This is a genomic window from Pseudomonas sp. P867, assembly GCF_019891455.1.
Lineage (GTDB): Bacteria > Pseudomonadota > Gammaproteobacteria > Pseudomonadales > Pseudomonadaceae > Aquipseudomonas > Aquipseudomonas synxantha_A.
Map to the genome: position 1 here is coordinate 23,234 of NZ_JAFLXB010000010.1, position 25,571 is coordinate 48,804.

The window sequence follows — 25,571 nt, forward strand, 5'->3', positions numbered from 1 at the left end:
TTGGGCAGGAGAAACACCATGCAAGCAGCACAGACTTACCGTTGGGGCTTCAAGGCCGCGGCTTTGCTATTGATCAGCACCGTACTGAGCGGTTGCGGCATCAATAACATCCCGACCCTGGACGAACAGGCCAAGGCGGCCTGGGGCCAGGTGCAGAACCAGTATCAACGCCGTGCCGATCTGATTCCCAACCTGGTGGAAACGGTGAAGGCCTATGCCGCCCACGAACAGGAGACCCTCACCGCCGTGATCGAAGCGCGGGCCAAGGCCACCTCGATCCAGGTGGACGCCAGCACCCTCGACAACCCGGAAAAACTCAAACAGTTCCAGCAAGCCCAGGATGGCTTGAGCGGCGCACTCAGCCGTTTGATGGTGGTGTCCGAGCGTTACCCGGACCTCAAGGCCAACCAGAATTTCCTGGCCTTGCAATCCCAACTTGAAGGCACCGAGAACCGTATCGCCGTGGCCCGTCGTGATTTCATCCAGACCGTGCAGGCGTACAACACCGAAATCCGTACTTTCCCGGGCCGTCTGTGGCATAGCGTGATGTACAGCGACTTGCCGATCCGCGCCACGTTTGAAGCCACCAGCGCCGATGCCGACAAGGCGCCGCAGGTGAAATTCAAATAACGCTGCCTTGAGGTGTCGATGCGTTTATTACGGATAGGCCTGGCATTCTGGCTACTGGCCTGCATGGGCATGGCCCAGGCGGCCCTGACCTTCCCGGCACTGACCGGGCGGGTGGTGGACAACGCCCAGATGATCGACCCGGCAACGCGCCAGCAGCTCACTCAACAGCTGCAGGCGCTGGAGCAGACCTCCGGTGACCAGCTTGTGGTGGTCACCGTGCCCGACCTGCAGGGCGTTCCGATTGAAGACTACGGTTATCAATTGGGGCGCGCATGGGGCATCGGCCAGAAGGGCAAGGACAACGGCGCGCTGTTGATCGTTGCCCGTGATGAGCGCCAATTGCGCATCGAAGTCGGTTACGGCCTGGAAGGCGTGCTGACGGATGCGCAGTCCTGGGTGATCATCAACCAGGTGATCCTGCCCAAGTTCAAGACCGGCAATTTCAGCCAGGGCATCAGCGACGGCGTGGCGGCGATGATCCAGGTGGTGGGCGGTGAACCCCTGGCGGTGCCCGCCCATGTGGCGGATGCGAATTTCGCCAAGGATAATCCCGGGTTTTCCATCGGCCTGTTTATCCTGCTGATCGGCGTGTTGTGGCTGTGCAATCGCATGGGCTTGCCGGTAGGCGCTATCCTGCTGGCCATTCTCAGCAGCAGCGGCCGCGGTGGTGGTGGGGGCGGCGGTGGCGGTGGTTTCCGTGGCGGCGGTGGTGGCTTCGGCGGTGGCGGGGCTTCGGGCGGCTGGTAATGACAATAACGAGAAAAGAGCATCTACAACCATGGCATTACTGACTGAACATGAGCAGCGCCAAGTCGCCGAAGCAATTGCCCGGGTCGAAAAAAACACCGACGCAGAGCTGGTGACCGTGCTGGCGGCGCGTGCCGACGACTACGCCTACATCCCGTTGCTGTGGGCCAGCCTGATCGCGTTGGTGGTACCGGGCGTGGTGCATTATTTGTCGGGCTACCTGACCATGTACACCTTGCTGTTGGCGCAATGGGCGACGTTTATTGTGTTGTGCCTGGTGTTTCGCTTGCCCAAGGTCACCACCCGCCTGATTCCCCGCTCCGTACGCCACTGGCGCGCCTCTAACCTGGCGCGTCGGCAGTTTCTGGAGCAGAACCTGCATCACACGTTGGGCAGTACTGGCGTGCTGATATTTGTCAGCGAGGCGGAACGCTACGTGGAGATCCTCGTCGATGACGGCATTTCCAAACGCCTGGATGACAGCAGTTGGGACGCCATCGTCAAGACGTTCACCCAGCAGGTGAAACAGGGGCAGACGCTGGCCGGGTTTATTGCGTGCATCGAGGCGTGCGGCGAGTTGCTCAAGGTGCATGTGCCGGTGACGCAAACGCGCAATGAGCTGCCCAATCGCCTAGTGGTACTCGAATAGCCCGGCCAACTCAGTTGCAAATGTGGGAGGGGGCTTGCTCCCGATGGCGATGCACCAGTCAATGAATCTGTTGGCTGACCCACTGCAATCGGGGGCAAGCCCCCTCCCACATTTGGATCTACTGTGGCTGCTGGAACTGACCATTGGTCAAATAACTCCGTGCCGTTGAGGGTTATCCCCCCTAAAATGCCCGGCATTCTTTGCCCGAGGCGTTTTTGCTCATGTCCGTCACCGCTCAACCCGCCAACCCTGCGCCGGATCATCACGCCCAGTTCATCCAATTGCTGAGCGCAAGCCTTGCGCAAAACGCCTTTATCAAGCTGGTGCTGGCCAAGTACGTCGGTGAGGAAGCCGAGCTGCAACGGCTGATCATCAAGCCGGTCACCGTCAAAGACCAGCCGTGCCTGTCCTTCGTGTACCGCTACAAGACCCGCGACATCACCAAGAATTTCCCCTCGGCCGACGGCGTGGCGGCGATTGCCGAGCTGTTGCCTGCGTCATTCAAGAACGCGCACTTGCTGTCGCTGACTGACGAAGCCCAGCTGGAATACAGCAAGAAGAACAAAAGCTCGCTGTTCAAAAGCAAACCGCAACAACTGCGCGAAGCACCGTCGGCCGAGCATAACCGTGAGAAGAACCGCTACCTCGACCTGAGCCGGCCGTTTCTCGCCGATCTTGGGGTGACCGATGCCAGGCAGGCACTGATTCCATCGATGTCGCGCAAGTGGAAGCAGATCAACAAGTTCATCGAAGTGTTCAGCCATGCGCTGACGTCGTCGCCGTTGAAACTCGACCAACCGGTGCGCGTTGCCGATTTTGGCTCGGGCAAGGGCTACCTGACCTTCGCCATCCATGATTACCTGCGCAATACCCTCAAGGCCGAGGGCGAGGTTACCGGTGTTGAATTGCGCCAAGACATGGTCACCCTGTGCAACAGTGCTGCCGCACGCCTGGAGCACCCGGGGCTGGTGTTCAAGTGCGGGGACGTACGCAGTGTGGCGCCGAGCGAGCTGGACGTGATGATCGCTCTGCATGCCTGCGACATCGCCACCGATTACGCGATCCATACCGGCATCCGCTCCGGCGCGTCGATCATCATGTGCTCGCCATGCTGCCACAAGCAGATCCGCCTGCAGATCCAGAGCCCGGCGCTGCTCAAGCCGATGCTGCAATACGGCCTGCACCTGGGCCAGCAGGCAGAAATGGTCACCGACAGCTTGCGTGCGTTGTTCCTGGAAGCCTGTGGCTACGAGACCAAGGTGTTCGAGTTCATCTCGTTGGAACATACCAACAAGAACAAGATGATTCTTGCGGTCAAGCGTGCGCAGCCTTTGGACAACGCGCAGTTGCTGGTGAAAATCCAGGAGCTCAAGGCGTTCTACCACATCACTGAGCACTGCCTGGAAACCCTGCTGCGCGGGGATGGCTACCTGGCCTGAAGTGAGCGCGTTCCCTGTGGGCGCTGGCTTGCCTGCGATGACGATGGTGGCTGTACCACGGCTATCGCAGGCAAGCCAGCTCCTACATTTGGAATGCGTGTGTGGTCAGAAGAATCGCGTCACGCTGATCTTCGCATCGCGCCCCTTGGTATAGGCGCGGTCGCCGCTCAACGCCGGGCGGAAGTTTTCGTTGAACAGGTTGTCCACCGTGAAGTTCACCTCGGTGCCTTTGAGGTAAGCCTGCTGCGGTTTCCATTTGGCGAACAGGCCCTGGGTGTTGTAACGCTTGTTGCCGTACTGGTCGAAGAACCGGTCGCCCACGCCGGAGCCCGGGCCACCGGAGTATTTGTCGCTGGGCAAGCGGTCGGTAGCGCCGATGAATTGACCCATCCAGCCCACCTGGGCATCCCAGGCCGGGATGTTGGTGCCCAGTACCAGCACCCATTTGGTCGGCGGGATATCCCGTGCCGCCACATCCGGGCCCCAGGGGTTGGTGTAGGCGCCCTGGTGCTGGCCCTTGGCATAGGCAAACGATACCGAACCAAACAGGTAGGTGGAGTTATAGATCGATTCGAGTTCGACACCCTTGATGGTCATGCCACCGATATTGCGATAGTTGGACATCGGCCCCGGCGGGCACGCTGAGGAGATGCTGCCGCCGTTGATGGCCTGGTTCTGGCAGCCCACGCCGGTGGCCTTGAAGATTTCGTCTTCGATCTTGTTGTGGAACAGGGTAGTGCGCAGTTGCAGGTTGTCGTCCTGGGCCAACAGGTTGTCGAAGTTGGTGATGTTGCCCAGGGTGATCGAGGTGATGCGCTCCGGGTCCAGGTCCACGCTGGTCGCGGTGCGGCTGCCCAGGCCCTGTACTTCATATTGTTCGTCGATCACCGGGGCGCGCCAGGTCTGGCTCCAGTTGGCGAACAACCCCACATTCGGCGTCACGGTCCAGAACAGCGCCAGGCGTGGCGACCAGCCGGTGTAGGTGCGGTCGCTGTAATCGTGGCCAACTTTGGGATCGGGGTTGTTGTAGTAGGGCGCATCGTTGCCCTCGCCGCGATTGCGCACGTGGTCATAGCGCAGCGACGGGGTGATCGTCACATCGCCCAGGGTGACCGCGTCCTGGATAAAGAAGCTGTTGGTATCGACTTTGCCTTGGGGCATGAAGCCCGGCTGGAAGTGCCCATAGTTGTAGCGCGGCGTGTTGTAGGTGGTGCCGGGCATCCACATTTCGGTTTCGCGGATGTGCTTGCGGATCTGCCCGCCGACGGTCACCGCATGCTGCAAGGGGCCGGTGTCGAACAGGCTGACGTTGCGGATGTCGAGGTTTTTGTCGGTGTAGGCGGTGTCCATCTTGCGCCCGCCGGTAGCGAGTTGGAAAAACGCGGTAGCATCACGCTCGTCGGTCTGTTCGGTATTGGACTGGGAGTATTTGACGGTGAGGTCCACCAGCGGGTTATCCAGCGGCTGGTAGTGATACTTGCCCGACCAGGTGGTATCGACCGTATCGCGGTGCGCGAGGAAGCGCTTCAAGGCCCCTTCGTAGCCGTAGCGGTCGATGTTGAACTGGGTAGGCGGCGTCGGGTAGCTCGCGGCGGAAAACGGTGTCCAGCGGTTGCTGTGAGAACGCGAGTACGACAGGCCGACACTCTGCTCATCGGTGAAGTACGCGTTGACCTTGAACAACTTGCCGTCCACATCCTGCGCGCTGTTGGGCAAGCGCTGGGGGTTGATCGGGTACTCGTTGTTGTCGTTGGGCAACTTGGCGGCCACCTTCATATCGCCGCCGTCGCGTTGGGTCAGGTAGGCCAGGGCGTCGAAACGGCCATCGTCGGTGCGGCCATACACGGCACCGCTGTAGACCTGTTCATGATCATTGCTGGAGTAGCCGTATTTGAGCATCGCGCCGCTGTTGCGACCGTCCTGGAGCAGGTCCGGGGCGTCCTTGGTGATCATGTTGACGGTGCCGCCGAAGCCGCCATTGCCGGTGAACGGCGAGTTGGGGCCTTTTTCCACTTCGATGCGCTTGATCAGCTCGGGTTCGATAAACACTGTGCCTTGCTGGTAGCGCTCAAAGCCGGTCTTGGTGGCGCCGTCCACGGTCAACGGCACGTCTTCGGCATCGCCGAAACCACGGATGTTGATGGTCTGCCCGCCAGGTTTGAGCGAGCCGCCCTGGCTGACGCCGGGCAGGGTCTGCAACAGGCTGGGAATGTTATTGGACTGGTAGCGGTCGATATCGGCCTGGGTCAGGGTGGAGCGGCTGACGGTGCTGGCGTTCACTTCGTTGCCGGTGCCGATCACGCTCAGCGTGTCCAGCTGGATCGCGGCGCTGCTGGTGGCCTTGCCCTCATCGGGGCGCACTACGTAGGTGCTGCCGACCTTGATCAGGGTGAACTCGCCGTTTTTCAGCAGGGAGCGAATCGCTACTTCCGCGGTGTAGTCACCGTCGAGCGCCGGCGCTTTCAGGTTTTTGAGCAGGCTTTCATCGAACAGCAGCTGGATTTTCGCCTGCTGTGCCACCAGGCTCAGGGACGTGGCCAGTGACTGGGCCGGCAGGTGCAGGGTGAACGACTCGGCCTGGGCGTTGAGGCTGAAGGCCAGGCACGTGGCCAGGAGCGTGGGTCGAAGAAACAGGTGCGAAGCGTGGCGAGGCGCGCGAAACATGAAATCCCCCGGAGCGGCTAAATAGCCAAAAAGGTGTGCGTATCAAACACGGACAGGAGGAAGACGGGGCAGACCAAAAAAACCACACATGCGAATGCAAAATATTCTCATGTGGCAGTGTGCAGGCTATTTGCTCGGCTCGATTTTCACACTGCCATCGGCCAAGACCACGGTTTTTACCGGCAACAGGGCGGGCAAGGCGTTGAGCAGGGCATCGGGGTCATTCACATCCAGGTTGCCCGACACCTTGAGTTGCGCCACGGCCTTGCTGACCTGCAACGGCGCCTGGGGACGGTACAGGCTCAGCTCGTCGATCAGGCTGGCCAGTTCGCGATTGCGAAACGATAAATGCCCGCTGCGCCAATCGGCCACTTCTTCAGCGCTGAGGGTTTGTTGTTGCAGGGTGCCTTTGGCGTAGCTGTAAGCGGCACGTTGCCGGGCGCCGAGCAGGGTGGTGGGGCTTTTGCTGTCCGGCTCGAACGCCACCTGGCCATGGGCAACGCTCACCACCAGTTGCTGCTGGCCGCGACGCACGTCAAAACCAGTGCCCACCACCCGTATGATCGACTCGCCGGCTTGCACGTAGAGTGGCCGCTCCTTGTCGGCCGCCACTTCGATATACAGCTGGCCTTTGTCCAGATGCAGGACACGTTGATGGGCGCTGAAGTCCACGCGGATGCGGGTGTTGGCATTCACGTACAGGGTGCTGCCATCGGGCAGGTTCAAGGTACGCATACCTTTGGCATGAGCGGCGACCTGGGTGTGATACAGCTCGCGGGGCGCGCCGATGTGGGTCGCCAACACGGCGCACAGCACGGCAGCGGCCACCGCAAGGGCTGGGCGCCAGAGGGGGCGTTTGCGTTTGGCCAGCGGCAGCGGTTTGTTCAGTTGTTGCAACTGGGCCAGGTCGGCCCACAGCTGTTCGAATTCGGCATAGGCACGCGCATGGGCTGGCACCGCCTGCCAGGCGGCAAAGGCTTTGCGGTCGGCACGGCTGGCAGCGTTGCGGTTGCGTGCAAACCAACTGGCGGCCTGGGCGTCGATGGAGTCGCTCGCTTGGCTGTCCAGGGCGTCGATGTCGCTCAGGCGGTTCATTCTGGCTGCTCCGTGCCGGGGTCGGATTGAAGGCGTCGCTTGCAATGCAGCAGGGCCAAGGCAATGTGCTTTTCTACCATGCTGGTCGAAATGCCCATGCGTTCGGCGATCTGTGCCTGGCTCAAGCCTTCGAAGCGGTGCAGCATAAGGGCTTCTCGCCGGCGGGGCGAGAGTTCGGCGAGGACTTCTTTCAACTGTTCCAGGCGTTGCAGGCGCAGGGCGGCGGCCATGGGGTCGTGCTGTTCGTCGGTGACCGGCTCGGTATCCATTTCGGCGTGATCGGGATGGGCGGTGTGCCGTACCTTCTGTTTGCGCCAGTGATCGCGCAACAGATTGCGTGCCATCTGGAACAGAAACGCCCGGGGCTGCTCGACCTTGGCTCGGTCGCGGTAGCCCAGCCACTGGGTAAAGACATCCTGAGTCATGTCCGCCGCGTCGCTGGCGTTGTCCGTGCGTTTACGCAGGAAATACAGAATATCTGCATAAAACCCGCGACAGGCATCGGCCGACGACGGGTCGGGCTTGGGACGAGACATGGATATCCTTCTTGACGAAGCACGAGGTGGAAAGGTCGTGAATGATATCGAGAATTATTGCTATTTGTCTCTATTTAAAGGCTGTACTCAATTCAACTGTGGGAGGGAGCAAGCCCCCTCCCACACAGGCCCTGAGTTTATTTCAGAAGTGTTTTGAGTTGCTCGATCCCCGCCTCACCCAACGGGAACACCGGCAACCTTGGATCCCCCACCTCCAACCCAGTCAAGCGCAACCCGGCCTTGATCGTCGTCGGCAACCCGCCCTTGAGGATGAATTGCAGCAACGGCAACTGTCGGTAGAACAGCTCTCGCGCTTTATTCAAGTCATTGGCCAGCACTGCCTGATACAGGTCCAGATTGAGTTGGGGGATCAAGTTCGGCGCCGCGGTGCACCAGCCTTTGGCACCGGCCGCGAAGGCTTCCAGGGCCAGCGGGTTGCAGCCGTTGTAGAACGGCACGTCACTCTCCAGTTTTAACTGGTGCATGCGCTGGATGTCGCCCGTGCTCTCCTTGACCATGGTCACGTTGTCGACCTGCTTGAGGATGCGCAGGATCAACTCCACCGACATGTCGGTACCGCTGGTGGCCGGGTTGTTGTAGAGCATGATCGGCACGCCGATGCTGTCGCCGATTGCGGCGTAGTGGGCGAGGATTTGCGCTTCGCTGAGTTTCCAGTATGAGGCGGGCAGCACCATGACCACATCGGCACCGTGCGCCTCGGCATAGCGCGCACGGCGAACGGCCTTGGCGGTGGTCAGGTCGGACACGCTGACAATGGTCGGTACGCGTTTGGCGACTTTCTCGATGCTGTAGGCACTGACTTCGTCCCACTCGGCATCGCTCAGGTAAGCGCCTTCGCCGGTGCTGCCCAGCGGCGCGATGGCGTGGATGCCGCTGTCGATCAAGCGGTCGATAGAACGCCCGAGTGCGTCGAAGTCAACACGCTGGCCATCAGCACTGAACGGGGTGATGGTGTAGCCGATGATGCCGTGAATAGTTGGATTGGACATGGGAAAACTCCGGTCGAAAAAAGGGGGCGATCAGTTCAGGCAATCGGCATGTTTACGCAGATTCTGCCGCGCGTAGTAATTGAACGCAGCGCCGTGGCGCTTGGGCTTGGAAATCCAGTCGTGGGCCTCGCGCCCCAGCTCTGGCAGGATCGGCTTGACGGTGCCCGCGGACATCGCCAGCAACTGCAACTTGGCCGCCCGCTCGATCAACTGCGCAATGACACAGGCTTCTTCGATGCTGGCCCCGGTGGACAACTGGCCGTGGTGCGAGAGCAGGATGGCGCGCTTGTCGCCCAGCGCCGTGGTGATTATTTCCCCCTCTTCATTGCCCACCGGCACGCCGGGCCAGGCCTCCAGGAACGCGCAATCTTCATACAGCGGGCAGAGGTCCATATGCGACACCTGCAACGGCACTTCCAGCATCGACAGCGCGGCAATGTGCGTGGGGTGTGTATGGATGATGCAGTTTACATCCGGGCGCCCGCGGTACACCCAGGTGTGAAAGCGGTTGGCCGGGTTGGGGATGCCATGACCTTCGAGCACTTCCAGGTCTTCGTTGACCAGCAGCAGGTTGCTGGCGGTGATTTCGTCAAAACCCAGGCCCAGTTGCTGAGTGTAGTAGGTGCCAGGCGCAGGCCCGCGTGCGGTAATTTGCCCGGCCAGGCCGGAGTCGTGGCCGTGTTCGAACAGAATTCGGCAAGTCAGCGCCAGCTTTTGGCGCTCGGTCCACGTATTATCTGCCAGGCTGTTTTGCATCTGGCTCAGGGCTTGCTTGACCAGTTGGTCTTTTGGGAGTGCTAATGTCTTGGCCATATCGGTGTCCTTTGGGTAGTTCAATGGACGTCGGATTTGCTGCTCGCCCGCTGCTCGCAAGGTCGTTGGGTGACTGCAAATGACACTAAAGATGCTATATGACACCTTGTGTCATTAGCAAGCACGGCTCATCGCTTTCTGCATGGATTAACCGCAGCAAATGTCTATCCGTTTGAAATTACTGAGAAAAAAACTTGGCGTAACCCTGGAGGCCCTGGCCGAAAAATCCGGGATGACCAAGAGTTACCTGTCGAAAGTGGAGCGTGGGCTCAACACGCCGTCCATTGCCGCTGCGCTGAAACTGGCCAAGGCGCTGAACGTGAAAGTCGAAGAGCTGTTCAGCGAAGGCAACGTCAGCCTCGACAGCTACAGCCTGGTGCGCAGCCATGAACGGCCCGACACGTCACCGGGTTATGCGGTACTCGCCCATCAGGTGAGCGAGCGCAGTCTGTTGCCGTTCATCATCTACCCGCCGGCGGAGTTTACCGACAAGACCTTCAAGGAGCATTTGGGGGAAGAGTTTTTGTTCGTGCATGAAGGCCAGGTGGAAGTGGATTTCATGAGCGAGCGGGTGCTGTTGGAGCGCGGCGATGCGCTGCATTTCAATGCGCAGAAACCCCACCGGATTCGCTCGGTGGGAGAGGTGCAGGCGCAGTTGCTGGTGGTGGTGCACAGCGCTGAGGAATGACGCTGATCCCGATTTGAAATGCAATCAAATGTGGGAGCGGGCTTGCTCGCGAAAGCGCAGTGTCAATCACTGAAAATGTTGACTGACCCACCGCATTCGCGAGCAAGCCCGCTCCCACATTTTGCTCAGTGTTCGACCGGCACCGAAAGCGCCGGGTTACCCAGCGGATGCGTGCGCGCCGCGAAGAATTCAAGCTGCGCTCCTGTCCCTTCAAACAGCTGCGAATACCGCTGCTTCTGCTGACGAATAAAGCCATCAGTGCGCCCCGACACCGAGATCGCCAGGGTGGTGATACCGGCCTGGCGAATCGCATCCACCAAGTGTTTATCCTGCGGCCCCAAGTCATGGCCGAAAATGCACAACGCGCCTTCATGGCTCAGCAACTGCTCATAACAGAACGACAGATAATCCGAACTGCGAATGCTCTTGAGCTTTTCTTCCACCTTGCCTTCACTGACGAACAGCGGCACATCGTCCAGCGTCTTGATCGTGTTGTTGATCGCGAAACTGCTGAGCAAGGTGCTGTCGGTGGACGGCAGTTTGCGCGCTGTGCCGTCAAGGTTGCGCACCAGATGCAGGCCGCCGTGCAGGTAGAGAATGCGCGTGGTGTCGGTGTGGGTATTGCACAGGTCGAAGCTTGAATCGGCGCTGCGGAACAGGTCGTCGATCCCGGGCGTGTGCAGGATTGCCCAGTAGTTGAGCAAATCGTAGTTGCTGGTGAAGACGGTGGCGTAGCGTGCCAACTCATTGTTGATCGTTGCCAGGGTCGATGGCTGCACCAGGCGCCAGGGGATGTGTACGGTGTGAATGGTGTTGATCAACGCTTCCTTGATCGCGTAATAGCGATTACGCGGCGCCGCCGAACTGACCGCCAGGGCCTTGTTGACCCGGCTGGTGGTTTTCAAGGCGCCCAGGGCTTGCTCGAAACTGCGGGTTTGCAGGGCATCGAACACGCTGAGTTCGGATTGGCTCAGGGGTTTTTCTTCAACGGTGCGAGCGTTTTCAAACAGCGAGTCGTAGGCAAAGTCTTCCCAGATCGTGCGGCTGGCGCCGTTGCCGATCAGAATCCCGTTGAAGTCGATGGCGTCGCGCAGGGCGCTCCAGTCTTCAAGGTGGGCGTCAATATCCTGGAAATCCTTCATTGCGGCGGGTCTACTCGAAATCGGCTGGAGGGTGACTTTATCACGAGCTGAAGTTGATCCTGATCAAGATGCGCCATGCGGTACCGGTGGATTCTGTCGGCATAAAGCCTCTGAGGATCGACCATGAGCAGCACATTCTTCATCCCCGCCGTCAACATCATGGGCAGCGACTGCCTCGACGAAGCCATGACCGCCATTCGCGCCTACGGCTTTCGTAAAGCCTTGATCGTTACCGACGCCGGCCTGGCCAAGGCTGGCGTGGCCAGCATGATCGCCGAGAAGCTGGCGATGCAGGATATCGACTCGGTGATCTACGACGGCGCCAAGCCCAACCCCACGGTGGAAAACGTCGAGAAGGGGCTGGCGCTGTTGCAACAGACGGCCTGCGACTTCGTGGTGTCTCTGGGTGGCGGCTCGCCCCATGACTGCGCCAAGGGCATCGCCTTGTGCGCCACCAACGGCGGACGCATCGGCGACTATGAAGGCGTCGATCAGTCGAGCAAGCCGCAACTGCCACTGGTCGCCATCAACACCACCGCCGGCACTGCCAGCGAGATGACGCGGTTTTGCATCATCACCGACGAAACCCGTCACGTGAAAATGGCCATCGTCGATCGCAACGTCACGCCGCTGCTATCGGTCAACGACCCGGCGCTGATGGTCGGTATGCCCAAGGGCCTCACCGCCGCCACGGGGATGGATGCGCTGACCCACGCCATCGAAGCCTACGTGTCCACCGCCGCCACACCGATCACTGACGCCTGTGCGATCAAGGCCATCGAGCTGATCAGTGCCAACCTGCGCCTGGCGGTGCGCGACGGCAACGACATGGCCGCACGGGAAAATATGGCTTACGCGCAGTTCCTCGCCGGCATGGCATTCAACAACGCGTCCCTGGGATTTGTGCATGCCATGGCTCACCAACTGGGCGGTCTGTACGACTTGCCCCATGGCGTTTGCAACGCCGTGCTCCTGCCCCACGTACAAAGCTTCAATGCCAGCGTCAGTGCCAAGCGCCTGAGCGACGTGGCCCGCGCCCTCGGCGCGGACATCAAGGGCATTACCGTGGAGGAGGGCGCCCAGGCCGCCATTGCGGCAATCCGTCGGCTGTCCCAGGACGTGGAAATCCCCACCGGCCTGCGTGAGCTGGGTGCCAAGTTGCAGGACATCCCAGTGCTGGCCGCCAACGCCCTGAAGGACGCGTGCGGGCTGACCAACCCACGTCGGGCGGATCAGCGTCAGATTGAGGAGATATTTCGTAGCGCGTTTTGATAGGGCAGCCTCAGGCGGCAGGCGTTAAGCTACACGCTCAACGCGTTCTACTTGAGCAAGCTTGCGGCGTGCCGCTGAGGTTACCTAATGAGAGTTCTGTTATTCGGCGCCACTGGCATGGTCGGCCAAGGCGTGCTGCGCGAGTGCCTGCTGGCGGCGGATGTGCAGGAAGTGGTGGCCGTCGGCCGTACGCCCCTGACCCAGCAACACAGCAAGCTGCACCAGGTGCTGCACAGCGACATGCTCGACTTACAGCCCCTGGAGAACCTGCTGCAAGGGTTTGATGCGTGTTTCTTCTGCCTCGGTGTCTCGTCGGCGGGCATGAACGAAGCCCGGTATACCCACCTCACCTATGACCTCACCCTGGTAGCTGCCAGTACCCTGGCGCGGCTTAATCCGCAGATGACCTTTATCTACGTTTCCGGCGCCGGCACGGACAGTTCCGAGACGGGCCAATTGATGTGGGCGCGGGTCAAGGGCAAGACGGAAAACGCCTTGCTGCGCCTGCCGTTCAAGGCGGTGTACCTGTTCCGTCCGGGGATCATTCAGCCGTTGCACGGCGTGCGCTCGAAGACCCCCGTGTATCAAGCTTTTTATAGCGTGCTGGGGCCGGTGCTTTCGTTTGTGCGGCGGGTAAAACCGGCTTGGGTGGTGAGCACCGAGACTGTCGGCCGGGCAATGTTACAGGCCGCGAGCCTGGGCGCGCCGCAGCCGGTGGTAGAGCAGGCCCAGATCAATCGCCTGGCGGCTGAGCGCCACTGAACTGGATCAATGCCACGCCGCCGATCAGCAGCAACGCGCCCAACAGCCGCGGCGTTGTCAGTTGGCGTTGTACCAGGCCGAACAGGCCGAAATGGTCGAGCAGCAACGAGGCGAGAATCTGCCCGGCCATCGCCAACGCAATAAACCCTGACGCGCCGAGTTTGGGCAGCAGCATCAACGCCAGTGAAATAAAACAGACGCCGAAGGCGCCACCGGCCCACATCCACAACGGAGCCTTGGTGATAAACGTCAGGCTCGGCAAGGGCAGACGCAAAGCGATAATCACTGGCAGCAGCACGATGATACTCACCAGCAACGACGCCAAGGTGGCCCACAATGGATGGCCGAGGCCGCGCCCAAGATTAGCGTTGATTGCACTTTGAAACGGCACCACGGCTCCGGCGATCACCGCCAGCGCTAACAAACCCATCCAATGCAACACGCTCATCTCCATGCTCCCAGAAGTTTCGCTGGACTCTAGGCTATTCGTCGCGCAGATTTAAATTCCAAGTTCTTATACAGACCATGCAGCTGATGAATGATCTACGCCGCATCGACCTTAACCTGCTGGTGATCCTCGACGCCTTGCTCAGCGAGCAACACGTGACCCGCGCCGCCGAGCGCCTGCACCTGAGCCAGCCGGCGGTGAGCCACGCGTTGGCCCGGCTGCGCGATATGCTTGGCGATCCGCTGTTGGTGCGTCAGGGCGGCGCGCTGGTGCCCACGGCTCGGGCTCTGGAGTTGGCAGCGCCATTGGCCGAAGCGCTGGGCCAGGTGCAGGCATTATTGGCGCCGAATCGTTTTGACCCCACCTCGGCCAAGCGCCGCTTTCGCGTGGCGATGTCAGACTACAGCGCAGCGATCCTCCTACCTGGATTGGTCCGCGTCCTGCGCAGCGAAGCGCCGGGCATCGACCTGCAGATCATCCAGGCCAGCCGCGAAGGTATGGTTGACGGCGTGCTCAATGGCGATCTCGACCTGGCGGCGGGCGTATTCCCCGACATGCCCGCCGAACTGTGTACGACGCCATTGTTCGAAGAGCATTACACCTGCCTGGTCGACCGCCACAGCCTTGCACCCAGCGGTGCGCTGGACCTGCCGACTTACCTGTCACGCCCACATGTACTGTTGGAGATGCGCGGCAGCGGTACGCCGGAAATCGAACGGGCACTGGCTGCGATACGTGAACGGCGGCATGTGGCAATCAGCCTGCCACACTGGGGCGTGGCGCCTCAGTTGATCGAGGGCACGGATCTGATTTTGACGGTGTCGTCCCGGGGTTTACTGAATATCGACCATCAACATTTACTGACCGTGCCACCGCCGTTTCATATTCCCTCGTTTGCTTTTGAGCTCGCCTGGCATGTGCGGCGGGGTGGTGATTCTGGGTTGCAGTGGTTGATTGGGCGGGTGCGCGGTGTATTGTCCGATGGTCACCGATAATAAGAGAAAACCTAAATGCTAACCGGCTTCAACCACCTGACCCTGGCCGTCACCGACGTGCCGCGCAGCGTCAGTTTTTATCACGATCTGCTGCGTGTTCAACTCGATGCCACTTGGGACAATGGTGCTTACCTTTCCTTGCCCGGGCTTTGGCTGTGCCTGTCGCTGGATCCGGTGCGCTCGACCACTGCGGCAATGGATTACACCCACTATGCCTTCACCGTCGATGCCGCTGATTTCACCGCATTGGTCGAACGCCTGCGGGCCGCCGGCGTGCAGGAGTGGCGTGACAACCGCAGCGAAGGCGCGTCGTTTTATTTCCTCGATCCCGACGGCCACAAGCTGGAGGTTCATGTCGGCGATCTGGCCTCGCGCCTGCAAGCTTGTCGCGCCAAGCCTTACGCAGGAATGAAGTTTTACCCACCGCAGTGAAACATGCAGAATCAATCACCTTTAAGAGTCCCTCAGAGCGTCTATTCATGACCCCATCCTTGCTGCTCGCCGTCCTTGCTTCGGGTTTTATCTACGGTATTACACCTGGCCCAGGTGTTTTGGCCGTGTTCGGCATCGGTGCTGCGCGTGGCCGGCGTGCCGGAGCGGGTTTTTTGTGCGGGCATTTGCTCGGCGATGTGGTGTGGTGCAGTACTGCGCTGATTGCCATCGTCGGTGCGCGAGAAGTGGGCAGCAGTGCGTTTGATGTATTGGGCGTACTCAGCGGTGTGTATCTGTTCTGGCTCGGCTGGCGGGCGATCCGTACCCAGCGCCGCAACGGCGATGCTCCCCAGGGCGCCGCGCGGCACCCGTTCTGGCATGGCATTGTGTTCGGCTTGACCAACCCCAAAGCCTATCCGGTTGCCGTGGCGACCTTCACCGCGTTGCTGTCCAGCCGTGCCGAGTTGTTGACGTGGTCGATGCTGCCGTCGCTGATCTTCCTGAGCTTTGTGGGCGGCCTGTTGGCCTATGGGATTTTGATCGGCGTGGTCGGCGCCCAACGAGTACGTACGGTGTATCAACGCCATGAAATCCTGATCACCAAGCTCTGCGGCGTGATGTTCATCGGCTTTGCCATTAATGCCCTGGCGCATGCATTGCCGGGCTTGTTCGCAAGCAAGCCTGCATGAAATGACGACAACCGTTCGTCGCACTGACAAGTTTTTTCTAAACCTTTGCGGCTCTGAAAATTCGAATCCAGGGCGGGTGTAGATCCCCGTACCTATTTTTGCTCTGGAGGAACCCATCATGAGCCGCATGGCTATCCGGTTACGCACCGCCAGTTTCGCGATGCTGCTGGGCCTCGGCGCCAGCAATGCTTTCGCCCAGTCGCCTGCTGAATTTATCGAGCAGGCTTCGGCCAAAGGTATGGCCGATATCGAAACCAGTCGCATGGCCCACGCCAAGACCTCGTCCCAAGAGATCAAGGACTACACGATTGAGGTCATCAACGAGCGCACCCTGGCCAACCAGCACTTGGCAGCCATTGCCAAGAAGCTCGATTTGCCGGTCGCGCCACGGGAAAAGATCGTCGATAAAGCCGAAACCCTGATGCCTGAACTCAAGGATGGCGACTCCTTTGACGCTGCCTATACCGCACAGCAGGTCAAGGAAAACGAAGACGCCATCGCCCTGTTCAAGAAAGAAGGTGCCGCGTCGGATGTGCCGGAGATAAAAGCGCTGGTGGATGAGACGCTGCCCAAGCTCGAAGAGCGTCTGCAAAAAGCCCGTGCTCTGGCGTCGACCTATGGCAAGGGTCATCAAGGCGACGGTTGAGACCGTAGCGTGAAATGAAATCGGCGGTTGGGGCCTACCCAACCGCCGTTTTTTTATGCCTGGTTCAGGTCTGTCTTGGTCGGCGCAGTGTTGTCAGCGCAACCGTTGTTCAAACTCAGGCTGCTGGTGTTGCCAATGTTGCGGTATTCCTGGCGCAGCTTTTCCAGTTCCTTGCGGTCCAGGCCGTCGAGGCTGAGCACGGCATTCTGGGCATCCTTGGATACGCGCAGCAGCTCATCAATCTTGATATGCAGGATATCGTTGTCGCGGTTTTGCGTGTTCTGGATCAGGAACACCATCAGGAACGTGATAATGGTCGTCGAGGTATTGATGATCAGTTGCCAGGTGTCGTTGTAGTGGAAATAGGGTCCGCTCAGGCTCCATATCAGGATCAGTGCGACGGCTGTGTAGAAGGTTCGGGGGCTGCCTGCCCAGCGGGACAGGGTTTGCGAGACCGTGGAGAATTTCATTACCGTTTCCTGTGTGAAGAGGTGATGAACAATTGACCACAGCGGTTCTCTGAAATTTCTTTTAACAAATATCTCGGCAAGCAGTTCAGTCGCCGCCAAAGTCAGAGCGCCAGCTCTGCCTGACCTGCGCCTTCCAGCGCCAGCAAATATTGCTTGGCCTGCAACCCCCCGGCAAATCCGGTCAGCCCGCCTGATGCACCAATCACCCGGTGGCAGGGGGCGACAATCGAGATCGGATTACGCCCATTTGCCGCACCGACTGCGCGTACAGCCTTGGGGTTGCCGATCTGTTGGGCAATTTGGCTGTAGCTGCGCGTTTCGCCGAAGGGAATTGTCAGCAGAGCCCGCCAAACCTGTTTCTGAAAATCGGTACCGGCGAAATCCAGCTCCAGCTCAAACCGATTGCGCGATCCGGCAAAGTATTCCGTTAACTGGCGCTGGGTTTCCCGCAATACCGGGCTGTCATTGGCCTCGACCAATTCACCCAGGCGCACACGGTTCGCGCGTTCCACTTCCCATAAAATGGCGCTCAGTTTGCCGTTGCGCGCTACCAGGGTCAGTTCACCGACAGGGGAAGGCATGAGCTTGAATTGGTAAGTCATGAGCGTGCTCCTCGAACAGGCGTTTAATGGGGATGACGCTACTCTAGTTCCGCCAGCGGGCCTGGAAACTACGTTTCTTGCGGTCAAATTCTTGTCAGTTGAACGTTGCGGTAAACCCTTCGGTGTTGCTTCGCCGCGATTATCGATCCTGTTGCAATACCTTGAGTGCCGCGGACGCCAGAAACCCCGAACGGCTTTTTTCTTCCGGGTGATTCAGTACATAGTCATCGATGCGATTCAACAGATACCCCGGCAGGGTGATGTTGAGTTTTTGCGCCTTGCCCAGGTACTTGGTGACGTCGATGTCTACCACCGCCCAGGTGCAGCCTGCGTACTGTGGGTTGGCGGCGTGCAAGGTGACTTTCTGCGCGCTGGGAATCGGCGCGCCATCTTCTGCAAGGATCTCGAAGTGCCCCTCGATGGCTTCGCGGGCCATGGCCATGGCGTCGTCCAGGTCATCGCCGGCGGAATAGCACCCGGGAATATCCGGGACTTCCACGCCCCAGGCGTGGTCCTCGTCGCCCGTTGAAATTGCGATGGGATAAAGCATGTGTGTTGCCCTCCAGGGACGGTTAACTCAGCAGAGCCTGTTTCAAAATGCTCTTGGCGGTTTTATCCAGCAGGTCCTTTTTTGGATGAGGAATCGTGACCAGACCGGGCTTTGTCCGGTGCTTGAAGTGATGATGACTGCCCCTGATGCGCACCAGATACCAACCGTCTGCAACGATGTTACCTATCAAATAGCGGCTATCCACATCACCTCCTTGTGGTGTGTGTTGGTGGTGACTATAACTACTGAAAAAAAATTATCAACACTCTACCTACCGATGGTCGATGTCCGGTATTTCGGTAGCGGTTGAAGGAAGTGTATGGCGGCGCTGGAATGGCGCCGCCGAGACGTATTGCGGGATTTTTCGCGGTATTACGGGATGTGTAATGCCTGTTCAAGTACACCAATAAATGCGTCCACTAATACGCCTCTTCCTGATGTCGGGGTAAGTACCAATAACTGCGCACATGCGTCCACTTCCTGCAGCGGTCGATACGTCACGCCTTTGTTCATCAAGCTCTGGGTACATTCCGGGACCAGCGCAACGCCTTGCCCGGCCGCCACCAAGGCAATGATCGAAGTGATCTGTCGCCCGGTCGGCCCAGGGCGCAGGGGCTGGCCGTGGTGTCGGTAAAGTTGCTCGATGGACTGGTTCAAGCCAGACCCGTAATCGGCCGGAAACAGAATCAGCGGATAAGTGCTGAGTTGCGCCACGCCGAGCATCGTTTGGCTGGCCAATGGGCTGTCGCTGGAGACGGCGGCCACCAACCGCTCCTCACCCAGCGATAACGCCTGGACATCGGCGCTTTGCGGCATCAGGCGGCTCAAGCCGATATCCAGGCGTCCGTCCGCCACCTGGGCGCCCAGGCTGCCGGAGGCGCATTCCACCAGGGTCAACTGCACATCGGGAAAGCGCTGGGCGAATGCCTGGATCGCCTGGCTGAACAGGTCCGACAGCGCGATTGAACTGGCATATCCCAGTGCCAGTTGGCCCGCAGTGCCGGCGGCCAATTTACGCGCGATCACTTGCGCCAGTTCTACTTGCTCCAACACACCGCGGGCATAGGGCAGGAACGAACGTCCCTGAGCGGTGAGGGTGACCGTGCGGCTGGTGCGGTCAAACAGCTTGAACCCCAACTCTGCCTCCAGCGCAGAAATCTGCCGAGTCAGCGGCGGTTGGGCCAGATGCAGGCGAAGTGCCGCACGGCCGAAGTGCAGTTCTTCAGCGACCGTCAGAAAGTAACGCAGCTTGCGTAGGTCGAGCATCCTGATCCTTGGGTATCAATCGGTCGGAATTCGGTATTGGTTAAAGGCACGCCGGCCATTCTATAAAGGCCGCACAAAATAAAACGAGAGGTTTCATGAAACCGCGCCTGCATTGTGCCCGCCTTGCCCTGTTCCTGTGTGGCTGCGCGGCGTTCCTCAACCTCTACGCCACCCAGAGCATCCTGCAGGTGTTTGCGGCGCAGTTCGACATCAGCGCCAAGGCTGCCGGCTGGAGCATTACCGTGACCACGCTGGCGGTGGCGATCACTGCGCCATTTGTCAGCCACCTGACCCGACGCTTCGAGCAACGCACGGTGATAAGCCTGGCGGCGCTGTTGCTGGCGGGGCCGGCGTTGATGACGGCTTATGCTGACAGCTTCGCCGGAGTGTTGGTCTGGCGCTTTGTCGAGGGCATGCTGATCCCCATAGTGTTTGCCACGAGCGTGGCTTACATCGGCGATCGCTGGAGCGGTGGCACGGTGACTGAAGTCACCAGCCTGTATGTGGCGGGTACCGTGCTGGGTGGGTTCGCCGGGCGGTTCGTCACCGGAGTGGTGACCGAGTACGTGGGCTGGCGCGAAGCGTTTGAGTGGCTGGCCGTGTTGAGCTTGATGGTCGGCGGTTTTATCCAGTTTCTGCTGCCCGCCAATCGCCCGCGGGCGAAGCTGGCCAAGGCGGCTTGGTCAGGTGTTTTACGCACGCCGCTGATGGCTGCGTATGCCGTAGGTTTTTGCGTGTTATTTTCACAGGTCGCCGCCTTCACCTACGCAGGTTTGTACCTTGGCCTACCGCCTTTCAACCTCGGGCCTGCGGCCTTGGGAGCGCTGTACACCGTATTTCTGTTGGCGCTGATCGTGATACCCATCGCCGGCCGCCTCAGCAAAGCCCGCCCACAGGCAGAACTGCTGAGCATCGCCGCGGTGCTGGGCGTTTGTGGTTCGGCCCTGACCCTGGTGCCTTCCCTGGGGTGCATCGTGGTAGGCCTGGCCTTCAGCTCCACCGGCGTGTTCCTCGCCCAAGCCGCTGCCAATGCCTTCATCACCGCCAACGCTGGCGACAGCAAGGCAAGAGCAGTGGGGGTCTACCTGACCTGTTACTACCTGGGCGGTAGCTGCGGAGCTATCGTGCCGGCGCTGATTTGGGAGCGCTGGGGCTGGGCCGGGTGTGTGGGGCTGATCATCGGTTTGCAACTGCTGACCCTGTTGATCGCGTTGGTGGGCTGGAAGCCTGTCAAACCCGAACGGGTCTGTGCACAACGTTCTTGAATCTCAAATCCCAGGCATAAAAAAACCGGTCACCAGGGACCGGTTTCTATGCATCCTTCGCCAGATTTAGCCTGACGCAGGTGCCACTTTCAAGTGGAGCGGGTAGAGGGAATCGAACCCTCAACTAAAGCTTGGGAAGCTTTCGTTTTGCCACTAAACTATACCCGCTCAGAGCGGCTGACTTTGTACCAGATGTTCGCCGCAATTTGAAGTTTTTCTTTGAAAAATGTGTGGGTTGCGTGTGGCGAGGGCGCTTGTTCGCCGTCGCCAGTCTCCATTTCAAAGGGTAGCTGCATGCTGCGTCTGCCCCTGGTGATATCGCAGCCGGCTCACCTGTCGCTCTGGTTTCAAGAAGCCCACCACTGCCTCACGGCTATCCCGGCACGCCGCTTTGTGCTCCATATCCAGAAAGTGCCCCGTGGCCTGGATGGTGCTGAAGCTGCTCTTGGCCACATGCTGGCCAAACAGCCTGGCATCCTCGGCGCTGGTGTATTCGTCCCATTCGCCGTTCAAGAACAACACCGGAATGTCGATCTGTTTGGCCGCCCTGAGGTAGCACAGCCGGTCGCTGTTGAGTACGTGGCTGATGTGAAAGTGCATCTGCCCATATTCGTGCTCGGCCAGGTTGCTGACGTGGCGGTAGTTGAAGCGCTTGAACAGCGACGGCAGATGCTTGCCGATGGTGCTGTTGACCAGGTGGCCGATGCGGTCGCGGTCGAGGTTGCCGAGGTAGTCGACACCGCGCTCAAGGTAATCGCGCATCGGCGCATTGATCACTGGCGAGAATGAGCTGATCACGGCTTTTTCCACACGTCGAGGCCGGTGTGCAAGCGCGACCAGCGTGGCGGCACCGCCCCACGAAAAGGACAGCACATGCTCTGCGGCGAAGTGATCGAGCAGTTCCAGGAGAATCTGACCCTCAACTTCCTTTGTCAGCATCTGCTCATGGCGGTTATGGATTTTGGAACGGCCGGCGTAAGGCTGGTCGTACAAAACCACATTGAATTGCGGGTACAGGCTTTTCACGGTTTGAGCGAAGGACGCCGTGGTCGCCATGGAGCCATTGACCAGGACGATGGTCTTTTCAGCCGCGTCCGCGCGATAGAACTCCGTGTACACCCGATACTGACCCTGTATATCCAGCACAGCGATTTCTGGCCTCATGTCGTAAGACTCCTGGCAAGCGGGTAGTGCGCGCAGATCACTCTGCACGAGCTTTGTGACAGGTAGGCATACGCCTTGAAATGAGGGCCCATGTCGGTCCGATGACGGCTGGCCGGCGGGTATTGTTATGAAGGGCGGTTTGCCGGGATGGCCCGCAGATCAAGCGCGGACGAGGCAAGGTGTTTCTTGGAGATTATAGGGCGACTCATCAGTCATGATGTGGCGCAAGCCCTGAGTCAAGCAGCACAACCGGCAGGCCGCAAGTTGAACGGCCGGATTTTTGCCGGCGCTGGCCGAACGGTCGTCAGACCTGTCGGATTTCGTCGTCGGTCAATGGCCGGTATTGGCCCGGCGCAAGGCTTGTATCCAGAGCCAAGGGGCCCATCCGCTCGCGATGCAGGCCGGTCACCTTATTGTCGAAATGGCCAAACATCCGCTTCACTTGGTGATAGCGGCCTTCGATGATGCTCAAGCGCGCCGTCCTTGGGCCCAGCAACTCAAGTTCGGCAGGTTGGGTGGTGAGATCTTCGAAAGCGAAATACACACCCTCGGCAAAAGTCACCGCGTACTGTGCACCGATGTCCTGCTCGGTTTCCACGCGGTAAACCTTGGGCAACTTGGTCTGTGGTTGCGTCAGGCGCCGCGACCACTGGCCGTCGTTGGTAATCAGCATCAGGCCGGTGGTATTGAAATCCAGGCGACCGGCGATATGCAGCTCGGCCTTGTCTGGTACATCCAGCAAGTCCAGGACAGTGGGGTGTTGCGGGTCCGATGTGGCACTCACGCAGCCCTGGGGTTTGTGCAGCATGAAATAGCGCGCCGGTTTGCCTGCCTGCAGTACTTCACCGTCAACGCAGACATGGCTGAATTCGCGCACTGGATGATGAGGGTCGCTGATCTCGACCCCGTCGACGGTCACCCGGCGCCCCGCCAGCAGCAGGCGCACTTGCTGGCGATTGAACTGCGCCAGGTTGCTGAGGAAACGATCAACGCGCATTGCGGTTACGCAACTGTTCGTCCGCCTGGGCACAGCGCGGGCACAGGCAGGCTTTATTGCGCAGTTCATCGGACAAGGCTTCAAGCACCGCCGGATCGATGGTTACGCTGAAGCACCAGCAGGGCTGGTCGGCGGTACGCGGATCGGCCAGGGTGCAGTCGTTGCGAGCGCCGCAGGCAGGGCAAAGGGTGGGTGTGGTCATCGGTCGGTTCAGGCAGGAATCGGGCAGGGGCGCACAAGTCCTTGCACGATACAGCGCCGCTGAGTCCGGTTCCATCGCCGCGTCCTGAAGGCGAGCATTCACTTCGTCTGAAACAGATGTTTCGACTTATGTCGTAGGCGCACCAGATTCGGTTTTTGATGTCAGATATTTCGTCATTCAGTGAAGGCTGAATGCCGCTCTCCAGCGTCGCTGGAGGAGCTCTTCCGCGGTCCAGGAGGCCGCCATGTATAGACGACTGCTGCTTATCGCTTTGCTCGGCCTGACCTTGTCAGCTTGTGTGCCCTACTACGATGGAGGCGCCACTTACTATCGCTCCGAAGTCTATACCGCACCGGCGCCCGCCTATTATTACGGCGGCCCGCGTTATTCTCCCTATGGGCGCAGTTATTACACCCCAGCGCCTCGCTACTATGCACCACAACCTCGCTATTACTCGGCGCCGCGTTATTACCAGCCGGCACCGCGTTATTACCCAAGGGCGGGTTACCGACCTTACTCCAATCAAGGGTGGGGTAATCGCTGGGGCAACGGCGGGCATGGGCGTGGTTCCGATCACGGAGGTGGCCGCGGCGGTCATCGTTAAATATCTTGAAAAACAAGCGGCGCATCAAGCGCCGTTTTTTATAGGTACCGTATGTCCGTACTGTCAGATTTAACAGCTATCTTTGAGGCGATAGCTGTATTTCACTAGCGAAAAGCCCTGCGCTTTGCGTGGTGAAACTGAGCAGATGGAATCCCTATGTTCAAACAACTTATTTGCGTGCTCCTGCTGACGAGCTGCATCGTTGCATCGGCCAGAGCGGAGCAAGGCTGTCCTTACCCGGCGCAGGTCTCGTATGTCGACGGGCATTATCGAGCCGAGGACAACGGCCTGCGGTGGCAAAGCCCGAAGGTCAAGTATCGGGGCCTTATCGACGGATTCATCGGCGCGGTCTTCATACCGGGTGAGGACGAGCAGAGGGAAAACGGCTACATGGATAAGTGCATCTACCGCACCGGTTGGGACGGTGTGGTAGCACTGAGGCCCTACAAGGACAGTAAAATTATCAACATGTCATTGACCAGCACCTTGTATTGGGAACTGCGGCCCGGCGCGTTCACACTGCCGGTATATACCTGCACGGACAGCCAGCCGGACAACTGCGCTTTCAACGTCAACGACAAGCGAACGGACCTGTCAGTAGTCAGATAAATCCGCCAGAGGATTCCTACCTTCCCATGCCTTGCTGAAATGCGCGTGCACCACCGCTTCCGGAAGGGTATTGATATCCGGCCAATGCCAATGAGGTGTCTGGTCCTTGTCGATCAGGCGTGCTCGAACACCTTCGGCGAACTCTGGATGACGGCAGCAATTGAGGCTCATGGTGTACTCCATCTGAAACACCTGTGCCAGGGATAGATGACGGGCACGCTGAATCTGCTCCCACACCAGGTGTGCCGTCAGCGGGCAGCCTTCACTGAGGGTTTTACCCGCGCGGGCCAAGAGCGGATCGCTGTGATCACGCAACAGGCTCAATGCACGCCAGGCACACCGTATATCACCCACATCCAGCCATTCGTCGATCAGCCCACGGCGCGGCAACCATTGCGCTTCGGGTTGGTGGCCGACCGCTTCCTGGGCAAGGGCCTTGAGCAAACTGTTCAGCTGCATTGCGGCCTGTTCCTGCCAGTTCAGTTGCAGCAAACCGTCAAGCAGCTCGTCTTGCTGGTCATCACGCAGGAAGCGGTCAGCCAGGCCCAGTTCCAGGGCGTCGCGGCCGTTGACATGAGCGCCGGTAAGGCCCAGGAACAAACCGAGCTTGCCCGGCAGGCGAGACAGAAACCAGCTGGCACCTACATCCGGGTACAACCCGATGCTGATCTCGGGCATGGCCAGGCGACTGCTCGGCGTAACAATACGTACCGAGGCACTTTGCAACAGACCCATACCACCGCCCAATACATAGCCGTGGCCCCAGCAAATCAGCGGCTTGGGGTAGGTATGCAAGCGGTAGTCGAGGCGATATTCGGCAGCAAAAAACTGCGCGGCCAGGGCGGGTACTTCGCCGGGTTGTTCACGGCACTCCTGAGCCAGGCTGCGCACTTCACCCCCAGCGCAAAAGGCTTTTGGCCCGTTGCCGCGCAACAACACACAGGCGATTTGCGGGTCGTTGGCCCAGGCATCCAGGCGTTCTGCCAACGCCAGAATCATGGGCAGGGAGAGGGCGTTGAGGGATTTTTGAGCGTCCAGGCTGGCGATGCCTATGCGCGCACCGCCGTTGCCGGCCAGTTCTTCGAAGTGCAGGTTCATTGTGACCTCAATCGAGAAGGTGAAGGATGAGTATGATCCCTTCGTGGGAAAGTGCCGGTGGTGTGTCAGATCAATTGACAAGCGGGG

30 protein-coding genes and 1 tRNA gene are annotated in these 25,571 nt (G+C 59.6%); 14 read left to right on the forward strand and 17 right to left on the reverse strand.

The window, feature by feature from the left end; genetic code table 11:
* Nucleotides 1–18: 18 nt before the first annotated feature.
* From J1G33_RS18455 to J1G33_RS18470, 4 genes are all read left to right on the forward strand, one after another.
* Nucleotides 19–630 carry a LemA family protein gene (locus tag J1G33_RS18455; RefSeq protein WP_032877303.1) on the forward strand — a complete coding sequence of 204 codons (612 nt, stop codon included), beginning with the start codon at nucleotides 19–21 and terminating at the stop codon, nucleotides 628–630.
* Between the two features lie 18 nt (nucleotides 631–648).
* Nucleotides 649–1,377 carry a TPM domain-containing protein gene (locus J1G33_RS18460; protein ID WP_032877302.1) on the forward strand — a complete coding sequence of 243 codons (729 nt, stop codon included), beginning with the start codon at nucleotides 649–651 and terminating at the stop codon, nucleotides 1,375–1,377.
* Between the two features lie 31 nt (nucleotides 1,378–1,408).
* Nucleotides 1,409–2,026 carry a TPM domain-containing protein gene (locus J1G33_RS18465; RefSeq protein ID WP_005785935.1) on the forward strand — a complete coding sequence of 206 codons (618 nt, stop codon included), beginning with the start codon at nucleotides 1,409–1,411 and terminating at the stop codon, nucleotides 2,024–2,026.
* Nucleotides 2,027–2,247: 221 nt separating this feature from the next.
* Nucleotides 2,248–3,465: an SAM-dependent methyltransferase gene (locus J1G33_RS18470; RefSeq protein WP_223018521.1), complete on the forward strand. Its 1,218-nt coding sequence runs from the start codon at nucleotides 2,248–2,250 to the stop codon at nucleotides 3,463–3,465.
* Between the two features lie 105 nt (nucleotides 3,466–3,570).
* Here J1G33_RS18470 and J1G33_RS18475 read toward each other — a convergent pair whose 3' ends face one another.
* The 5 genes from J1G33_RS18475 to J1G33_RS18495 all read right to left on the reverse strand — a co-directional run bounded on the left by J1G33_RS18475 (nucleotide 3,571) and on the right by J1G33_RS18495 (nucleotide 9,583).
* On the reverse strand, nucleotides 3,571–6,129 hold the full coding sequence (locus tag J1G33_RS18475; protein ID WP_223018522.1) for a TonB-dependent receptor: 2,559 nt from the start codon (nucleotides 6,127–6,129) through the stop codon (nucleotides 3,571–3,573).
* A 126-nt stretch (nucleotides 6,130–6,255) separates the two neighbouring features.
* Nucleotides 6,256–7,224 (reverse strand): FecR domain-containing protein, encoded by a 969-nt coding sequence (locus J1G33_RS18480; RefSeq protein WP_032877299.1) that lies wholly within the window; start codon nucleotides 7,222–7,224, stop codon nucleotides 6,256–6,258.
* Nucleotides 7,221–7,760, reverse strand: coding sequence for an RNA polymerase sigma factor (locus tag J1G33_RS18485; protein ID WP_032877298.1), 540 nt, complete (start codon nucleotides 7,758–7,760; stop codon nucleotides 7,221–7,223). Before J1G33_RS18485 ends, J1G33_RS18480 begins: the two co-directional genes overlap by 4 nt.
* A gap of 137 nt (nucleotides 7,761–7,897) precedes the next feature.
* Nucleotides 7,898–8,770 carry a dihydrodipicolinate synthase family protein gene (locus tag J1G33_RS18490; RefSeq protein ID WP_005785942.1) on the reverse strand — a complete coding sequence of 291 codons (873 nt, stop codon included), beginning with the start codon at nucleotides 8,768–8,770 and terminating at the stop codon, nucleotides 7,898–7,900.
* A gap of 30 nt (nucleotides 8,771–8,800) precedes the next feature.
* Complete coding sequence (locus tag J1G33_RS18495) at nucleotides 8,801–9,583, reverse strand: aldolase (RefSeq protein ID WP_005785944.1); 783 nt, start codon at nucleotides 9,581–9,583, stop codon at nucleotides 8,801–8,803.
* Nucleotides 9,584–9,743: 160 nt separating this feature from the next.
* On the opposite strand from J1G33_RS18495, the gene J1G33_RS18500 reads away from it, so the two are divergent.
* Nucleotides 9,744–10,271 (forward strand): XRE family transcriptional regulator, encoded by a 528-nt coding sequence (locus J1G33_RS18500; protein ID WP_005785945.1) that lies wholly within the window; start codon nucleotides 9,744–9,746, stop codon nucleotides 10,269–10,271.
* Between the two features lie 125 nt (nucleotides 10,272–10,396).
* Here J1G33_RS18500 and J1G33_RS18505 read toward each other — a convergent pair whose 3' ends face one another.
* Nucleotides 10,397–11,413, reverse strand: a complete 1,017-nt coding sequence (locus tag J1G33_RS18505) for a DUF4917 family protein (RefSeq protein WP_223018523.1) — start codon at nucleotides 11,411–11,413, stop codon at nucleotides 10,397–10,399.
* A 123-nt stretch (nucleotides 11,414–11,536) separates the two neighbouring features.
* Between J1G33_RS18505 and yiaY the strand changes: the two genes are divergently transcribed.
* The gene (gene yiaY, locus J1G33_RS18510) at nucleotides 11,537–12,685 is read left to right on the forward strand and encodes an L-threonine dehydrogenase (protein ID WP_078820523.1); all 1,149 of its coding nucleotides are present in this window, start codon (nucleotides 11,537–11,539) and stop codon (nucleotides 12,683–12,685) included.
* 87 nt (nucleotides 12,686–12,772) lie between these two features.
* The gene (locus tag J1G33_RS18515; RefSeq protein WP_078820524.1) at nucleotides 12,773–13,447 is read left to right on the forward strand and encodes an NAD(P)H-binding protein; all 675 of its coding nucleotides are present in this window, start codon (nucleotides 12,773–12,775) and stop codon (nucleotides 13,445–13,447) included.
* Here the strand turns inward: J1G33_RS18515 and J1G33_RS18520 are convergent.
* The gene (locus J1G33_RS18520; protein ID WP_223018524.1) at nucleotides 13,419–13,895 is read right to left on the reverse strand and encodes a DMT family transporter; all 477 of its coding nucleotides are present in this window, start codon (nucleotides 13,893–13,895) and stop codon (nucleotides 13,419–13,421) included. The two genes, J1G33_RS18515 and J1G33_RS18520, sit on opposite strands and share 29 nt — an antisense overlap.
* 77 nt (nucleotides 13,896–13,972) lie before the next feature.
* Here J1G33_RS18520 and J1G33_RS18525 point away from each other — a divergent pair, with 77 nt between their 5' ends.
* The 4 genes from J1G33_RS18525 (at nucleotide 13,973) to J1G33_RS18540 (ending at nucleotide 16,657) form a co-directional block, all read left to right on the forward strand.
* Entirely contained in the window at nucleotides 13,973–14,890 is a 918-nt protein-coding gene (locus J1G33_RS18525) for a LysR substrate-binding domain-containing protein (protein WP_177327396.1), read from the forward strand.
* A 15-nt stretch (nucleotides 14,891–14,905) separates the two neighbouring features.
* Nucleotides 14,906–15,322 (forward strand): fosfomycin resistance glutathione transferase, encoded by a 417-nt coding sequence (fos, locus tag J1G33_RS18530; protein ID WP_005785954.1) that lies wholly within the window; start codon nucleotides 14,906–14,908, stop codon nucleotides 15,320–15,322.
* Nucleotides 15,323–15,369: 47 nt separating this feature from the next.
* Nucleotides 15,370–16,011, forward strand: a complete 642-nt coding sequence (locus J1G33_RS18535) for a LysE family translocator (protein WP_032877291.1) — start codon at nucleotides 15,370–15,372, stop codon at nucleotides 16,009–16,011.
* Between the two features lie 118 nt (nucleotides 16,012–16,129).
* Nucleotides 16,130–16,657 (forward strand): DUF4142 domain-containing protein, encoded by a 528-nt coding sequence (locus J1G33_RS18540; RefSeq protein WP_005785958.1) that lies wholly within the window; start codon nucleotides 16,130–16,132, stop codon nucleotides 16,655–16,657.
* A gap of 53 nt (nucleotides 16,658–16,710) precedes the next feature.
* Here the strand turns inward: J1G33_RS18540 and J1G33_RS18545 are convergent, their stop codons facing one another.
* The 5 genes from J1G33_RS18545 to J1G33_RS18565 form a co-directional block, all read right to left on the reverse strand.
* On the reverse strand, nucleotides 16,711–17,127 hold the full coding sequence (locus J1G33_RS18545) for a low affinity iron permease family protein (protein WP_032877290.1): 417 nt from the start codon (nucleotides 17,125–17,127) through the stop codon (nucleotides 16,711–16,713).
* Between the two features lie 101 nt (nucleotides 17,128–17,228).
* Nucleotides 17,229–17,729 (reverse strand): methylated-DNA--[protein]-cysteine S-methyltransferase, encoded by a 501-nt coding sequence (locus J1G33_RS18550; RefSeq protein ID WP_223018525.1) that lies wholly within the window; start codon nucleotides 17,727–17,729, stop codon nucleotides 17,229–17,231.
* 139 nt (nucleotides 17,730–17,868) lie between these two features.
* Entirely contained in the window at nucleotides 17,869–18,279 is a 411-nt protein-coding gene (locus tag J1G33_RS18555) for a type II toxin-antitoxin system HicB family antitoxin (protein ID WP_032877288.1), read from the reverse strand.
* 22 nt (nucleotides 18,280–18,301) lie between these two features.
* Nucleotides 18,302–18,484 (reverse strand): type II toxin-antitoxin system HicA family toxin, encoded by a 183-nt coding sequence (locus J1G33_RS18560; protein WP_078820528.1) that lies wholly within the window; start codon nucleotides 18,482–18,484, stop codon nucleotides 18,302–18,304.
* Between the two features lie 167 nt (nucleotides 18,485–18,651).
* On the reverse strand, nucleotides 18,652–19,545 hold the full coding sequence (locus tag J1G33_RS18565; protein ID WP_103733495.1) for a LysR family transcriptional regulator: 894 nt from the start codon (nucleotides 19,543–19,545) through the stop codon (nucleotides 18,652–18,654).
* A gap of 95 nt (nucleotides 19,546–19,640) precedes the next feature.
* On the opposite strand from J1G33_RS18565, the gene J1G33_RS18570 reads away from it, so the two are divergent.
* Nucleotides 19,641–20,810 (forward strand): MFS transporter, encoded by a 1,170-nt coding sequence (locus tag J1G33_RS18570; RefSeq protein ID WP_223018526.1) that lies wholly within the window; start codon nucleotides 19,641–19,643, stop codon nucleotides 20,808–20,810.
* A gap of 94 nt (nucleotides 20,811–20,904) precedes the next feature.
* Here J1G33_RS18570 and J1G33_RS18575 read toward each other — a convergent pair.
* From J1G33_RS18575 to J1G33_RS18590, 4 genes are all read right to left on the reverse strand, one after another.
* Nucleotides 20,905–20,978: transfer RNA gene (locus J1G33_RS18575), tRNA-Gly, on the reverse strand.
* Nucleotides 20,979–21,089: 111 nt separating this feature from the next.
* On the reverse strand, nucleotides 21,090–21,974 hold the full coding sequence (locus J1G33_RS18580) for an alpha/beta hydrolase (RefSeq protein ID WP_078820531.1): 885 nt from the start codon (nucleotides 21,972–21,974) through the stop codon (nucleotides 21,090–21,092).
* Nucleotides 21,975–22,278: 304 nt separating this feature from the next.
* On the reverse strand, nucleotides 22,279–22,971 hold the full coding sequence (locus J1G33_RS18585) for a pseudouridine synthase (protein ID WP_032877284.1): 693 nt from the start codon (nucleotides 22,969–22,971) through the stop codon (nucleotides 22,279–22,281).
* The gene (locus J1G33_RS18590; RefSeq protein ID WP_032877283.1) at nucleotides 22,961–23,173 is read right to left on the reverse strand and encodes a cysteine-rich CWC family protein; all 213 of its coding nucleotides are present in this window, start codon (nucleotides 23,171–23,173) and stop codon (nucleotides 22,961–22,963) included. Before J1G33_RS18590 ends, J1G33_RS18585 begins: the two co-directional genes overlap by 11 nt.
* Nucleotides 23,174–23,417: 244 nt before the next feature.
* Here J1G33_RS18590 and J1G33_RS18595 point away from each other — a divergent pair, with 244 nt between their 5' ends.
* Nucleotides 23,418–23,777 carry a hypothetical protein gene (locus tag J1G33_RS18595; protein ID WP_081883289.1) on the forward strand — a complete coding sequence of 120 codons (360 nt, stop codon included), beginning with the start codon at nucleotides 23,418–23,420 and terminating at the stop codon, nucleotides 23,775–23,777.
* A 156-nt stretch (nucleotides 23,778–23,933) separates the two neighbouring features.
* Nucleotides 23,934–24,386, forward strand: a complete 453-nt coding sequence (locus tag J1G33_RS18600; protein WP_032877281.1) for a DUF3757 domain-containing protein — start codon at nucleotides 23,934–23,936, stop codon at nucleotides 24,384–24,386.
* On the opposite strand, the gene J1G33_RS18605 is transcribed toward J1G33_RS18600, so the two are convergent.
* Nucleotides 24,372–25,484 (reverse strand): enoyl-CoA hydratase/isomerase family protein, encoded by a 1,113-nt coding sequence (locus tag J1G33_RS18605; protein WP_078820535.1) that lies wholly within the window; start codon nucleotides 25,482–25,484, stop codon nucleotides 24,372–24,374. The genes J1G33_RS18600 and J1G33_RS18605 overlap by 15 nt on opposite strands.
* Nucleotides 25,485–25,571: the final 87 nt, after the last annotated feature.